This window comes from Roseburia intestinalis L1-82, from assembly GCF_900537995.1.
GTDB lineage: Bacteria > Bacillota > Clostridia > Lachnospirales > Lachnospiraceae > Roseburia > Roseburia intestinalis.
Map to the genome: position 1 here is coordinate 3,737,300 of NZ_LR027880.1, position 15,479 is coordinate 3,752,778.

At 42.9% G+C, this 15,479-nt stretch carries 12 protein-coding genes; 4 read left to right on the forward strand and 8 right to left on the reverse strand.

What is annotated here, in order from left to right:
- Nucleotides 1-15: 15 nt before the first annotated feature.
- The 6 genes from mfd to RIL182_RS17555 form a co-directional block, all read right to left on the reverse strand.
- A complete protein-coding gene (gene mfd / locus RIL182_RS17530; protein ID WP_006856284.1) occupies nt 16-3,546 on the reverse strand; it encodes a transcription-repair coupling factor in 3,531 nt (1,176 codons plus the stop codon).
- An 11-nt stretch (nt 3,547-3,557) separates the two neighbouring features.
- A complete protein-coding gene (gene pth / locus RIL182_RS17535; protein ID WP_022113338.1) occupies nt 3,558-4,136 on the reverse strand; it encodes an aminoacyl-tRNA hydrolase in 579 nt (192 codons plus the stop codon).
- A gap of 60 nt (nt 4,137-4,196) precedes the next feature.
- Entirely contained in the window at nt 4,197-4,940 is a 744-nt protein-coding gene (locus tag RIL182_RS17540) for a sugar phosphate nucleotidyltransferase (protein WP_006856282.1), read from the reverse strand.
- Nucleotides 4,941-6,235: 1,295 nt separating this feature from the next.
- Complete coding sequence (gene spoVG, locus RIL182_RS17545; RefSeq protein WP_006856280.1) at nt 6,236-6,502, reverse strand: septation regulator SpoVG; 267 nt, start codon at nt 6,500-6,502, stop codon at nt 6,236-6,238.
- A gap of 50 nt (nt 6,503-6,552) precedes the next feature.
- Entirely contained in the window at nt 6,553-7,671 is a 1,119-nt protein-coding gene (glgD, locus tag RIL182_RS17550; protein ID WP_006856279.1) for a glucose-1-phosphate adenylyltransferase subunit GlgD, read from the reverse strand.
- Nucleotides 7,668-8,942: a glucose-1-phosphate adenylyltransferase gene (locus RIL182_RS17555; RefSeq protein ID WP_172606723.1), complete on the reverse strand. Its 1,275-nt coding sequence runs from the start codon at nt 8,940-8,942 to the stop codon at nt 7,668-7,670. Before RIL182_RS17555 ends, glgD begins: the two co-directional genes overlap by 4 nt.
- Nucleotides 8,943-9,208: 266 nt before the next feature.
- Here RIL182_RS17555 and murC point away from each other — a divergent pair, with 266 nt between their 5' ends.
- The 4 genes from murC (at nt 9,209) to RIL182_RS17580 (ending at nt 14,352) form a co-directional block, all read left to right on the forward strand.
- Nucleotides 9,209-10,588 carry a UDP-N-acetylmuramate--L-alanine ligase gene (murC, locus tag RIL182_RS17560; RefSeq protein WP_006856277.1) on the forward strand — a complete coding sequence of 460 codons (1,380 nt, stop codon included), beginning with the start codon at nt 9,209-9,211 and terminating at the stop codon, nt 10,586-10,588.
- Nucleotides 10,589-10,911: 323 nt separating this feature from the next.
- Nucleotides 10,912-12,033: a DnaD domain protein gene (locus tag RIL182_RS17570; protein WP_015560182.1), complete on the forward strand. Its 1,122-nt coding sequence runs from the start codon at nt 10,912-10,914 to the stop codon at nt 12,031-12,033.
- A 69-nt stretch (nt 12,034-12,102) separates the two neighbouring features.
- Entirely contained in the window at nt 12,103-13,083 is a 981-nt protein-coding gene (locus tag RIL182_RS17575) for an ATP-binding protein (protein WP_006856274.1), read from the forward strand.
- Between the two features lie 90 nt (nt 13,084-13,173).
- On the forward strand, nt 13,174-14,352 hold the full coding sequence (locus RIL182_RS17580; RefSeq protein ID WP_006856273.1) for a ribose-phosphate pyrophosphokinase: 1,179 nt from the start codon (nt 13,174-13,176) through the stop codon (nt 14,350-14,352).
- 168 nt (nt 14,353-14,520) lie between these two features.
- Here RIL182_RS17580 and RIL182_RS17585 read toward each other — a convergent pair whose 3' ends face one another.
- Nucleotides 14,521-15,066: a DUF6465 family protein gene (locus tag RIL182_RS17585; RefSeq protein WP_006856272.1), complete on the reverse strand. Its 546-nt coding sequence runs from the start codon at nt 15,064-15,066 to the stop codon at nt 14,521-14,523.
- A 24-nt stretch (nt 15,067-15,090) separates the two neighbouring features.
- Entirely contained in the window at nt 15,091-15,345 is a 255-nt protein-coding gene (locus RIL182_RS17590; RefSeq protein WP_015560179.1) for an HPr family phosphocarrier protein, read from the reverse strand.
- Nucleotides 15,346-15,479 lie beyond the last annotated feature (134 nt).

Consider the following 15,479-nt stretch of genomic DNA (forward strand, 5'->3'; position numbering starts at 1 on the left):
GTAAAAAGCCGCAAGTTATTTTTCCATCAGCATCTCCCCTGCACGCTGCAAAAATGTTTCCATCACATCTTTTGCTTCCACATATTTTTCCCTGGTATTCAGTTTCAGGAAATAGGTAAAATATGGTTCCTTTACATCCATGGTAAACTTCACATGTTTGTCAAAGGAAGCGGTAAACTCCGGAATTGCCGCCACATTGATCTTCGCTTTCTCATACAGGGTGAACCGCAGTGTATCACCTTTCTGTGCAATATCTGTAAAGTAAAGATGATGTGCCATGGATTTTACCCTTGCAATATAAAGCAGATTTTCGACAGACTTTGGCGGATCTCCAAACCGGTCGATCAGCTCTTCTAACATTTCTTCTGACTCATCTGCCGTCTCAATGCCTGCGATGCGCTTATAAATGTCAAGTTTCTGCATCTCATTCGGAATGTATCCCATCGGAATATACGCATCAATATCAATATCGATCGAGGTATCAAAACTTTCCGCAACATCCATACCTTTTGCTTCCTTCACTGCCTCGTTTAACATTTTGCAGTAAAGATCGTATCCGACCGCCTCCATATGTCCATGCTGCTCTGCGCCGAGCAGATTTCCTGCACCACGGATCTCAAGATCACGCATGGCGATCTTAAAGCCACTTCCAAGTTCCGTATACTCCTTGATCGCAGCAAGTCTTTTTTCTGCGATCTCTTTTAACATTTTATCCCTGCGGTACATTAAAAACGCATACGCCGTCCGGTTGGACCTGCCGACACGCCCGCGGAGCTGGTAGAGCTGCGACAGTCCCATATTATCGGCATCGTGGATGATCATTGTATTGACATTTGAGATATCAAGTCCCGTCTCAATGATTGTTGTAGAAACAAGTACATCGATCTCTCCGTTGATAAAACGGTACATGATGTTCTCTAACTCTGTCTCTTTCATCTGCCCGTGCGCATAGGCAACGTTCGCCTCCGGCACAAGCTCTGCGATCTTTGCTGCCACATCTGCGATCTCCCGTACACGGTTGTATACATAATATGCCTGTCCTCCACGGGAGATTTCCCTGGATATTGCCTCACGCACCAGTTCTTCATTATATTCCATCACATACGTCTGGATCGGCACACGATCCATCGGCGGTTCCTCTAACACACTCATATCACGGATCCCGATCAGGCTCATGTGCAGTGTCCTTGGAATCGGTGTTGCCGTGAGCGTCAGAACATCAATATTGGTCTTTAACTGCTTGATCTTTTCCTTATGCGTCACACCGAAACGCTGTTCCTCGTCAATGATCAGAAGCCCAAGATCTTTGTATACTACGTCTTTTGAAAGCAGTCTGTGCGTTCCGATAATGATATCAACACTTCCTTTTTTCAGCGCCTCCACCGTCTTTTTCTGCTCCGCACTGCTCCGGAAACGACACAAAAGATCAATGTTGACCGGAAAATCTTTCATACGCTGCACAAAGTTATTGTAATGCTGCTGCGCTAAGATCGTTGTCGGCACTAAAAAAGCGACCTGTTTTCCATCCTGTACTGCCTTAAAGGCCGCACGGATTGCGATCTCCGTCTTGCCGTAACCGACATCCCCGCAGATCAGGCGGTCCATGATCTTTGTGCTCTCCATATCTTTTTTGGTCGCCTCGATTGCAAGCTCCTGATCCTCCGTTTCCTCAAACGGAAACATTTCCTCAAACTCTCTCTGCCAGACGGTATCCGGCCCGTATACAAATCCCTCCTGATCCTGTCTCTGTGCATAAAGTTTTACAAGATCCTGTGCGATCTCTTTTACCGCACCGCGCACCTTTGTCTTTGTCTTATTCCATTCCTGTCCGCCTAATTTGTTCAGTTTCGGCTTCTTTGCATCCGCGCCGGCATATTTCTGGATCAGCTCTAACTGCGTTGCGAGGATATATAAGTTTCCACCACCTGCATATTCTATTTTGATGTAATCTTTGACCGTCTTATCGACCTCTATTTTTTCGATTCCACGGTAGATGCCAAGTCCATGATTTTCATGCACGACATAATCACCGATGTTAAGGTCGGTAAAACTTGCGATCTTTTCTCCCTCATAGGTACGGTGGTGCTTCTTTTTCTTCTTTTCACTGCCGAAAATATCGCTCTCTGAGATCACAACAAATTTGAGTAACGGATACTCATAACCTTTTTTGATCTTACCGTAACCGGTCATGATCTCACCCGGTTTTACCTCATGGTCGAAGTCTTCTGAATAAAAAGCATTCAGTTCCTCTGCCATCAGATCTTCTGCCAGCCGCTTCGCACGCGTTCTTGATCCGGAAAGCAAAATCACACGGTATCCGTTTTTTTTGTAACGGGTGAGATCTTTGACCAGAAGTTCAAAACTGTTATTATATGGATTGACCGTCTTTGAGTTGATGGTAAATTTTTCTTTGATATCCACATGACTGTTTTTTAAATCCAGTGCCACCAAAGAAATACATGCCATTGTTTCAATTTTTGCCAGGATTTCCTTACAGGAAAAAAGTTCCCGCATCTGTCCAGGCAGAATATAACCTTTTTCAAGACGCTGTTTCATGCTCTCGGAAAACTCCGTTTCCGTCACCATGCCGCGCTCAATGGAACGTGCCAGCTCATCCACAAAAATAACGGTGTTCTCCCTGTTAAAATAATCAAGCAAGGACACCCGCTCCTCACAGAAATAGGACAGATATGCGTCAAGTCCCGCGCTGATGCCCAGTTCTCCAGCTTCCTCTGCGATCTGTGCTGCAGCACTTTTGGTGCGGTGCGCCTCCTCCGTTTTCATTTCTTTCCGGAGTTTTGCGGATACCTTGTCTGCTTCTTTTAAAATTCTTTTGATTCCCTCCTGCCGCTCCTCTGCCGTCAGAACAAGCTCGCAGGCAGGATAGATCGAAATCTCCTCCAAATTTTCAATCGAGCGCTGGCTTTCCGCATCAAAAGAACGGATGGAATCAACCTCATCCCCCCAGAATTCGATTCGAAACGGATTGTCTTCCGTCAGTGGAAAGATATCTAAAATTCCACCGCGCACGGAAAATTCTCCCATCGTTTCCGCCTGATAGTTCTTCTCATAACCAAGTTCCACCAGATGTTTTGTGAGTTCTTCCAGATTTAATATATCTCCGACGGAAACCTTTTTGACTTCCTGGATAAATTTTTCCGGCATTGGCATTGGATTCATTAGACTGTCAAACGTAGTTATTATGGTGCAGGATGACTCCTCCGCGAGCATTTTTAATGCATTGATACGCTCCGCGGTAAGCACATTTCCACGGATATCCGACTGGTAAAACAGGATATCTTTTGCAGGATAATATGCTGCCTTCGGATCAAAGAAACGATATTCTTCATAGATTTCTTTTGCTCTCTGCTCCTGAAACGTAACAATGATTCTGTTTCCAGAACCATTGTTTACACTATACATGATATGTGGTTTTGCCGCGTCAATACATCCTGAGATCTGTGCAATACCACGCAGATCATGCACCCCCGCACTTAAGGTTTCAAATTCTTTGAGCTCTTTCAAAGGTTCAGTAAAAGTTTTCATGATACTCCTTTTCACTCTTCCTTCTTTTTCACATTATAACGGTTCATCGCTGCATCCGTCTCACCGGTGATCATCATTTCTGCTGCCTCCACGGCATGCCCGATCGCCTTCTCTACTTCCGCGCGGTCTGCGGCATCAAAATGTCCTAACACATGATCTGCAAGATCCCATCCCGCCGGTTTTTCCCCGACACCGACTTTAATGCGCAAAAAATTCTGCGTCCCGGTCATCGCAATGATATTTTTGATTCCATTGTGCCCACCCGCACTTCCTTTTTTGCGGATGCGCAGATTTCCCGGCGCAAGGCTGATGTCATCATAGATCACGATCATCTCCTCTTCCGGATCCATCTTGTAATAATTGACCAGCTCCGCCACGCTCTCCCCGCTCAAGTTCATATAGGTCTGCGGTTTCGCCAGCACAACTTTCACCCCGTTTATGACACCTTTTCCACAGAGTGCCTTATGTTTTTTTTCACTGATACTGATATTATATTTCTCTGCAAGCGCATCCATGACATCAAATCCGATATTATGTCTGGTATGCTCATACTGTTTCCCCGGATTTCCGAGCCCTACGATCAAAAACATGTATTTCTCCATTTCTGTATCTTTTATCCACAGTGACCGGAATAAATCTTTCCATCCCATTTATTTTGCCTGATTCCGTCTGCGAATGATCTCTGCTGCAGATTTCAACTGCTCCTGGTCATTCACACCCATGATATCCTCCGGATCACTTAAGGCAAACGCATCCACTTTCAGTCCTTTATCCTTTATAATTGTCAGCGTATCCGGCAGATAATATTCGCCCTGTGCATTATTCGGCTGGATTTTTTCAAGTGCCTCTTTTAATTCCCTTGTATCAAAAATATACATACCGGAATTAATCTCATGCGATGCTCTCTCTTCCTCACTCGCATCTTTATGCTCTACACTTTTCACAAAATTACCGTCCGCATCACGGATGATTCTTCCATATCCTGTCGGATCTTCCACCATGGCAGATAATACAGTAACCGTATTCTTATTCTCTGTGTGATATTCTCTTAAACGCTTTAAGGTTTCTGCCGTGATTAAAGGCGTATCCCCAAACAGGATCATTGTCTGTCCCTCATCCCCTAAGAAATCTTTTGCACAACGCACCGCATGACCGGTTCCAAGCTGCTCCTCCTGTAATACAAAGTTTACTTCCTGATGCAGGATCGTCTCCCGTACCACCTCATATTTGTATCCGACAACCAGACAGATGTCCTCTGCACCTGCTCCGATCGCAGCTTCGATCGCATAGTCCACCAGACATTTTCCTTCGATTGTATGTACCACTTTCGGCAGATCCGATTTCATTCGCGTTCCTTTACCTGCTGCAAGTATTACCGCTTTTAACTGTTCCATATGTATCCTCCTGCATCTTCGTGCTTTTTTTCTGATATTGTTCACCATACCATACTGTTTATCTCATTGCAGTCTATGTTTTATTTTACAGGACTTTCCTGATTTTACAAGTATTTTTCACACCGTCATTATAATAAGCTGCCGCCAAATGATGGTTTGTGGGTGACATGAGTTTCCTCGTGTAGGGTGGTTCTGGGGATTTTAGATTGGCAAATTGCATCAAGCCGGGACTGTTTTGTTCCGTTGTCCGAAAATAAGAAAGTCTAAGTATGCCTGATTTAGTTTTATGCCGGAGTGACGTGTGCGTCTTAAATGTGCCATCCGGGCACATTAAGACTTGTGCTGCCGTCCGTGGCAGCACAACACTGTATTGTGAACAGGCATACAAAGACTTTCTAATTTTCTCCCAAAGTCACAAAACGGATCCCGGCTTGATGCGATTTGCCAGCCACTAAGTTGTGAACCACCCTTCTCCGGGGAACTCATTTTACAACTTTGGCGGGTGTAAATTTTTAGTGTTTTATGTCTGAATCTGAAAAAAAAATATTTCCAAATAACTATGTTTAATAGATTATTATTGGTTTGATAATACTGGAAAAACCTCAATGTATCCCGTTATGCCTATGTTTATTGCCATACACATTTGAAAAAATTATTCTGTGTTATTTTGTCTGGCATTTTACGAAATAATTCATGTAATACAATGTAGCATATAAAAATTCTGGGAAGCCATTAGGTTGAATATTAATGATACAGCACATTAGCATTTTAAGCATATTTTCATTCAAGCGAATATCAAAAATTCGCGCCTACGCCCCCAGTTTTGAGATGAACCGCCCACCCAAATGGTGTTCATAACCTGACGGCTGGCATCTTGCGCAAAGCCGAAGCTAATTTTGTGACTTTGGGAGAAAATTAGAAAATCTTAGTGTGTCTATAGGTACACAGTGATGTTCTGCCACGGATGGCAGAACAAGGCAGCATCGAGTCATGGATGACTCGTTGTTGCCGGTCACGTCACTCCGAGAAAATCTAACCCAGACACACTTAGACTTTTCTTATTTTCGTACAACGGAACCAAAATTAACTCCGGCTTTGCGTAAGATTCCACTCACAAGCCTGCGACACACCATTTGGACGGGCGACGCATGTCCCCAACAAACCATCATTTGGCGAATCAACTGTTTAACACACACCAAAAAGCGGCTGTAACAACAATCCCCTGTTACAGCCGCTCATTCTTTTTATTCTGCCGACACAACAATCTTCCTCAAAGACCTGCTGCCAAAAGCTCCTTACTCTTCAGCAGCTAATGTCTCCTCGTACTTTTCCAAGATCAGTTTCTGGATCCGCTCTCTCGTTCCGGAGTTGATCGGATGTGCAATATCACGGTATTCTCCATCCGCTGCCTTCCGGCTTGGCATTGCAATAAAAAGACCTTTTTCCCCTTCAATGATCTTAATATCATGTACCACGAACTCTTCATCGATCGTGATTGAAACTACCGCTTTCATCTTGCCTTCTTTTTCTACTCTTCTGATCCTCACGTCCGTTATCTGCATGTCTTATGTCCCCCTTTAAGTTGTTTTACCCTTGTCCTAAAAATGCATTTCTATAACACGTAGCGCTCATTATTCTCAGAAACAATCTTGATACCATTGTCCCCACAGTAATATGTATTGGCTTTCAATGTGTCCCTGCTCTCCACGATACAGTTCTCAATGTGTGTGTTATCTCCGATATATACATCATTTAAAATAATGGAGTTTTTGATCACACAGTTCTTTCCAACAAATACTTTTTTGAACAGGATCGAATTTTCCACTTTGCTGTTCACGATACAGCCGCTTGCGATCAGACTGTTGCGCACGTCGGATCCTGCATTGTACTTTGCAGGCGGAAGATCATCAACCTTAGAGTAGATCTTTGGCTCATCATGGAAAAAGTATCTGCGCACTTCCGGTTTCAGGAAATCCATATTGGTCTGGTAATAAGACTCAACGGTCGCGATATTGCTCCAGTATTCTTTCATCTTGTAACCGTAGATACGTTTCATATTTTTATAACGGATCAGAATATCCGTAACGAAATCCCAGCGTCCTTCCTCTGCACTGCGCTCTAACATCTCAATGAGCTGTCTTCTGCGCACGATATAAATACCGGTAGAGATCGTATTCGACTGGGATACCATCGGTTTCTCCTCGAATTCCACGATCCTGGAATCCTCGTTCATGCGTACCACACCAAAGCGGCTTACATCCACATCCGGTGCCATATCTTTGCACACTACCGTGATATCTGCTTTCTTTTCGATGTGATATTCCAGTACTTTATTGTAATCAATCTTATAAACACAGTCACCGCTCGTAATGATGACATACGGTTCGTGGCGTTTCTTTAAGAAACTGATATTCTGATACATGGCATCTGCAGTTCCACGATACCACCAGCTGTTGTCCACCGTAACTGTCGGGTTAAATACGAACAGACCGCCCTGTTTTCTTCCGAAATCCCACCATTTTGAGGAACTCAGATGCTCATTTAAGGATCTGGCGCTGTACTGTGTCAGTACTGCAACTGTCTGTATATGCGAATTGCTCATATTGCTGAGTGCAAAATCAATGCTTCGATAGCTGCCCCCAACAGGCATTGCTGCAATCGCTCTCTTATTGGATAGTTCCTGCATACGGCTGTTATTACCGCCAGCTAAAATAATACCTATTGCCTTCATTCTGAGTCACCTGCCTTAATAATTACTTCACCGCTTTCAAGAATTCCATCCGGATAATCTTCTTTTTCCGTAACTCCGGAAATCGCCGTGTTCTTTCCTATCTGAACGCCATCCGGCACCACGGAATCTTCACCTATTGTTACAAGACCAAAAGAATATATGCTTGCATTCAGCTTGTTCGGTGCTTCCTCACCGACTCCAAGCACCACATTGTTTCCAATCTGGCAGTTTTCTGCAACGATTGACTTATCTATCGTGACACCTTCACCAATCTGTGTCCCTTTCATAATTATCGAGTTTCTTACTACGCTTCCCTTACCGATCGTAACACCTGCACCGATGACAGAACTATGTACTTCTCCATAGATCTCGGATCCCTCACCAATGATACTCTTCTCAACCACAGAATCTTCTGACAGATACTGCGGCTCAATGATATCGCTCTTTGTGTAGATCTTCCAGTATTCCTCATAGAGATTGAACTCCGGGATCAGATCGATGAGCTCCATATTTGCTTCCCAGTAGGATCCTAACGTTCCGACATCTTTCCAGTAACCGTTAAATTCATAGGCGAAAAGACGTTTTCCTCTCTCATGACAATACGGAATTATATGCTTGCCGAAATCGCATCCGCTCTGGTCTTTCATGGCATGTAATGCTTCTTTTAAAACATTCCAGCTGAAAATATAGATTCCCATGGATGCCAGGTTACTTCTCGGTTCTGCCGGTTTCTCCTCGAAATCCTGGATTTTTTTATTTTCATCTGCAATCACGATTCCAAACCTGCTTGCTTCCTCAATTGGTACCGGCATTGTTGCAATCGTCACATCTGCATGATTTTCTTTATGGAAATCGAGCATCACTTCATAATCCATCTTATAAATATGGTCGCCTGATAAGATCAGGACATATTCCGGATTATAGCTCTCCATATAATTCATATTCTGGTAGATTGCATTTGCTGTTCCACTGTACCACTCACTGTTGTTGCTCTTCTCATAAGGTGGAAGAACCGTTACACCGCCATTGTTACGGTCAAGATCCCACGGAATACCAATTCCGATATGGGTATTTAAACGTAACGGCTGATACTGTGTCAGAACACCAACAGTATCAATTCCTGAATTAATACAGTTGCTGAGTGGAAAATCGATAATGCGGTACTTCCCTCCAAACGCAACTGCCGGTTTGGCAACCTTTGCTGTAAGCACTCCAAGACGGCTGCCCTGTCCTCCAGCCAATAGCATAGCTATCATTTCTTTTCGAATCACGTCAATCACCTCTCGTCACTTTCTAGTCAATCTATTCCTTTTGGTATTTTTAATTATACCACACTTCAAATCCCATGTACATCATTTTCCACAATATTTTTTACTGATTTTACATATTTTTGACACATTGCACAAATTGATAAAATTTTATCTACAATTCGTTTTTTCTGTCGAAAAGATTTTTCCCCAAAAGAATTTGCAAATTAATTTCATACGGGTATAATGAAACAAACAGAATAATTCATAAAACAGGCAGGTATCAATAAATGTATAAAATCAATTTCAACCAGCCGCTGCACATCCATTTCATCGGAATCGGCGGCATCAGCATGAGTGGTCTTGCTGAGATACTTTTAGAAGAACATTTTGCCATCTCAGGATCCGACGCAAAAGAATCCGAACTGACCAGACATTTAGAGCACATGGGTGCCCGTATTTTTTACGGTCAGAAGGCTGAAAATCTTACCGACGGCATTGATCTTATCGTCTACACCGCTGCCATCCGGGAAGACAATCCGGAATACGCGGCCGCAAAGGAGCGCAGCATCCCAATGTTAAGCCGCGCAGAACTGCTTGGTCAGATTATGGACAATTACAACAATTCCATCGCCGTTGCCGGTACCCACGGAAAAACGACGACCACATCCATGATCAGCCAGATTCTTCTCGCAGCAAAGGCTGATCCTACCATTTCCGTCGGCGGAATCTTAAAAGCCATTGAAGGAAATATAAAAGTAGGCAAGTCCGATATTTTTGTATCCGAAGCGTGTGAATATACCAACAGTTTTCTCCATTTTTATCCACGATACAGTGTTATTTTAAACGTGGAAGCGGAACACCTTGACTTCTTTAAAGATATTCAGGACATCCGCAATTCATTCCGAAAATTTGCAGGAAATACAAAAAAAGACGGTGCGATCATTATAAACGGAGAGATTGAAAACTACACAGAGCTCACCAGCGGCTTAGATCCGCAGGTAATCACTTTCGGACTGAATGACTCCTGTGACTATTATCCTTCTGATATTACCTTTGACGAAACAGCATGCGCTTCCTTTACGGCAATGCATCACGGTACCCCGGTCATGGATGTAAAACTTCACGTTCCGGGCATGCACAACGTATCAAATGCACTTGCAGCAATCGCACTCTCGCTTGATCTTGGCATTTCAACGGATGCGATTCTTGCCGGATTATCCGCTTTCGGAGGTGCAGACCGCCGTTTCCAGTACAAAGGATGTGTGGACGGGGTTACTATCATTGATGATTACGCACATCATCCGACAGAGATCCGTGCAACATTAACCGCAGCCAAAAATTATCCACACAAGCGCCTGGTCTTGGCTTTCCAGCCACACACCTATTCCAGGACAAAAGCATTTTTAGATGATTTTGCAGATGTACTGTCCATGGCAGACGTGGTCGTTCTTGCTGATATCTATGCTGCCCGTGAGAAAAATACTTACGACATCAGTTCGAGGGATATCCTTGCAAAATTAAAGGAAAAAGGAACAGAATGCTATTATTTTCCTTCCTTTGAAGAGATCGAGAAATTTTTACTGAAAAATTGTATAAACGGTGATCTGTTGATAACTATGGGGGCCGGAGATATCGTAAACGTGGGTGAACATCTTCTTGGTCGATAAGTTATCCACATTATCCACATTCGATTGGGGAAAACTTCAACCATCGAATGTGGATTTTTTTTGTTAACATAACACATATCCATTTTCGGATTCCGTTTTCTTTTATGTCCCTTATTTTCTGTATTCCGGCACATTTGCCATAACTTCCGTTTTTATGAATCCACTTTTTTATCCACATTATCCACATTCCCCGCAACCCTTGATTTTACAGCGTTTGTATTCAAAAATGTTCTTCTCTTTTTTCTTTTCCTATGCTATAATTTGTGGCGCAGCAAATATTTATACTTATACTTTTAGAATATTATCGAAAGAGGGTTTCCTTCATGGCTAAAATACTAATCCACAGTGACAGTGCATCTTCTGCCACGAGTGTATCGAATATTTTTATTGATGAATATATGTCTGACGCAAACGGGGAATTTGTAAAGATCTACCTGTACCTGCTGCGTCTGATGAATGCCCCGGATTCCGCTTTTTCGATTTCTTCGATTGCAGATAAATTTGAACACACGGAAAAGGATGTCAAACGCGCCCTAAGTTACTGGGAACGTATGCATCTTTTACGGTTAGAATATGATACTGAGCACAACCTGACCGGTATCTGCCTGATTGATTCTGCATCCAGGGATAAAACCGGCACAGGCGATGATTTTCCGGAAAATGAAACGGCTGCGGAAACACCTGAAGCAGACAGTGTCTCCTCTTTAGAAGACACATATCATTCCCCGGATGACGGCATTTCTTCGGTAAATACAGAATCCTTCCCTCCAAAAAGGGATTACACCCGCGATGAATTAAAACAGTTTCAGGAAAATGACCAGATTGCGGAACTTCTTTTTGTCGCGGAACGTTATCTTGGACGCCCTCTCAGCCAGACGGATATGAATACTTTTATTTATTTATATGATGAGCTTTCATTTTCATCGGATCTGATCGCATATCTGGTGGAATATTGTGTCAGCAAAAACCACACCGCTATCCGCTACATCGAAGCCACGGCGCTAAAATGGGCAGAAAGCGGCATCCGGACGGTAACCGCTGCCAAACAGGAGGCAAAGATCCACAGTCCGGCTTACTATGCGGTGATGCGCTCCTTTGGCATTACAGGAAGAAATCTGGTTCCATCCGAGACAGACTATATTGAAAAATGGCGTTCCGAATATGGTTTTTCGATCGATATCATCTGTGCGGCATGTCAGCAGACCATCCAGAGCATCCACCAGCCGAGTTTTCCTTACACTGACAAAATGCTCTCGAACTGGCGTAAATTAAACGTACATACCATGGAAGATGTAAAACGTTTAAATCTTGAACATAAAGAACGCACCAAAGCATCGGCACAGGAGGCTGCCGGTCCGAAAAACAAGTTTACAAGCATCGGGCAGCGCTCCTATGAATATGATGAGCTTGAAAAAATGTTACTGACAACCAATTCAAAACATTGATACCATAGAGTAGTGTGAAAACATTGTCTTCATACTAAAACAGGCAAAAATGGAGATTAGGATAAGAACATGCCTCTGACAAATTCACAATACGATGAGATTATACGGGCATATGATGCCCGACAGTTAAAAAATGAACATGACAGGGAAGAACGGACCCGTTATGCCTACATCAAGATCCCACGTCTCCGTGAGATCGATGATGCCATTGCGACCTGCTCCGTTGCACAGGCAAAAAAGCTCTTAGACGGTGATACCATGGCTCTTAATACCCTGAAAGAACAGATTGCCTCCTACCGCAGTGAAAAAAAGGATCTTCTGAAAAAAGCAGGGCTTTCTGCTGATTATCTGGAGACTTCTTATGAATGCCCGGATTGTAAGGACACCGGTTTTATCGACGGGAAACGCTGCCACTGTTTTACACAGGCTGCGATCGATTTAGTCTATACCCAGTCGAATTTAAAAAGCATCCTGCTCCGTGAGAATTTTTCCACATTTTCTTTTGACTATTATTCTGATAAAGACATAAATCCTGCAACCGGGTTATCATCTTTGGCAACAGCAAAAGATGCCGTTGCGAAATGTCATGATTTTATTGATCACTTTGATGATACATTTTCCAATCTGTACTTTTACGGAGATACCGGCATCGGCAAAACGTTTCTGTCAAACTGTGTTGCAAAAGAGCTGATGGATCACGGTCATTCTGTAATTTACTTTACGGCGTTCCAATTATTTGATATATTAAGCAAGGGTGTATTTGCAAAAGATGAGGAAGCGATTGCCGCAAATGAAAATATTTTTACCTGCGATCTTCTGATCATCGATGATCTCGGCACAGAGCTTACAAATTCTTTTACGACTTCCCAGTTGTTTTTGTGCTTAAACGAAAGGATCCTGCACCGGAAATCAACCATCATTTCCACAAACCTCGGATTGTCCCAGCTTACCGATCTGTATTCGGAGCGAATCTTATCAAGAATTATGGACAATTATGTTCTGATCAAATTATTCGGGGAAGATATCCGGATGCAGAAACGAAGACGCTGATGTTCTATAAACACAAAATACATTTTCTGCCTTCAATTAGAGCAATCTATTGAAATACATGTAAACAAATTTTTATGGAGGAACCATTCAATGCCAAACGATGAAAGAAACCTGGAAACCTTACCTGATGGAGCACTCGGTCTGATCCCGCTTGAGAGCTGCAAAGAGCTTGGTCTGAAAGTAGACAAGTACCTGGTCGGCTGGAGAGAAAAAAGACAGCATCAGCATGCATCTGATCTTGCCTTTAAAGATTACCGCCGCGATTCCTACATCATCTCTACCGCTGTTCCGCGTTTTGGAACCGGCGAAGCAAAAGGTGTGATCAAAGAGTCTGTCCGTGGATACGATCTGTACCTGATGGTCGATGTGACAAATTACAGCCTTACCTACTCCGTATGCGGCCATGAGAACCACATGTCACCGGATGACCACTATGCAGATTTAAAACGTATTATCGCAGCCGTTGGCGGTAAAGCAAGACGTATCACCGTCATCATTCCTTTCTTATATGAAAGCCGTCAGCACAAACGTACTTCCCGCGAATCTTTAGATTGTGCTTTAGCATTACAGGAACTGACTGCAATGGGTGTAGATAACATCATCACATTTGATGCACATGACCCGCGTGTACAGAATGCGATCCCGTTAAAAGGCTTCGAGACCGTACAGCCTGCTTACCAGTTTGTAAAAGGTATCTTACGCGAAGTAACCGACTTAAAGATCGATTCCGATCATATGATGGTAATCAGCCCGGATGAAGGTGGTACCAACCGTGCTGTATATCTTGCAAGCGTTCTCGGATTAGATGTCGGTATGTTCTATAAGAGACGTGATTACAGCCGTATCGTAGACGGACGCAACCCGATCGTTGCGCATGAGTTTTTAGGTTCCTCCGTAGAGGGAAAAGATGTTATCATCATCGATGATATGATTTCTTCCGGTGAAAGTATGATCGATGTTGCAACAGAGTTAAAGAAACGTAAAGCAAACCGTATCTTCGTCGTTGCAACTTTCGGACTCTTCACAAACGGTTTAGAGAAATTTGATCAGGCAGTTGCAGATGGAACGATCTACAAAGTCGTTACCACAAACCTTACCTATCAGACACCGGAACTCTTATCCAAACCATATTACATCAGCTGTGATATGAGCAAATACATCGCTTATATCATTGATACCTTAAACCATGATTCTTCCATCAGCGATCTGTTAAACCCGTATGACAGAATCGAACGTCTGGTATCTAAATACAAGGCAGAGCAGAAATAATTCATTCTGAAATATCAAAAAAGCCGGTACTTTTTCGTGCCGGCTTTTCTTATACAATGGAATGCATGTCTATAAACATTCTGGCATCAAAAAAAGAAACCATCATACACTTTCGTATAACGGTTTCTTCTTATCTCATTTCTATGTAAGTCCGTCTGGCAAACGCTCCTAAAACAGATCAACTCTTCCTGCAAACTTCTGGTTGATCACATAGTACGCTGCAAATTCTTCCGGTTTTAAATATACCTGAAGGCTCTTGATGGATGATGCTCTGTGACCATCTGCAACAAACTCATTTTTTGCTTTCTCAATCACATCTGCAACAATCGCTTCATTCCCCTGATACTGGATAAATACTTCCGGTTTTAATTCTTCTTTTGCTGCCTTTGCTGCTTTCTTTGCTGCTCTTGACGGTTTCTTTTCTCTTGCCGGTTTTGCTGTTTCTTTTGTCTCAGCTGCTGTATCTTTGACTGTCTCAGCCTTTGCTGCTGCTTTTTCTTCTACAGCTTCTTTGACTGCTGCTGTCTTTTCTGTTACTGCTGCTTTTACTTCAGATGCAGACTCTTTGACTGCTGTCTTCACATCCTGTGCTGCATTTTTTGCTGCCTGTAAAACATCACTGGCCTTCTCATTTGTCTTCGGCTCTGCTTCCTTTACCTGATTTGTTTTTTCTGCTTTGATTGCATTATTTTTCGCTACAGTTCCTTTTGCCATAATGAATTCCCTCCTCAACAAAACTTACTCACAAACTAAAAACTTCTCCATTGCGTCTAATGCTTCTTCTTCATCGCTTCCTTCAGCGACAATATTCACTGTCATACCCTTTGAAGGATTAAATGCCATGATTCCCATGATACTCTTTGCATTGATCCTGCGGTTATTGCTCTCAAGGATAATCTCACTGTCATAGCGGCAAGCCACCTGAACCAGTTCTGCAATTGGATTATCATGTTCTTTTGAAACATTCGAAACCACTACTTCTTTTCTGCTCATATTCATCCTCTTCCTCTTTTCAAGTACTTCTCAAAATATAACCCATTCGACTTTAATTTGCAATACGTCTCACTTAAATCTGTTAAAGTTCAACGAACTATTCTATGGAAGCACTGTTTTTTTATGCAGTTTTC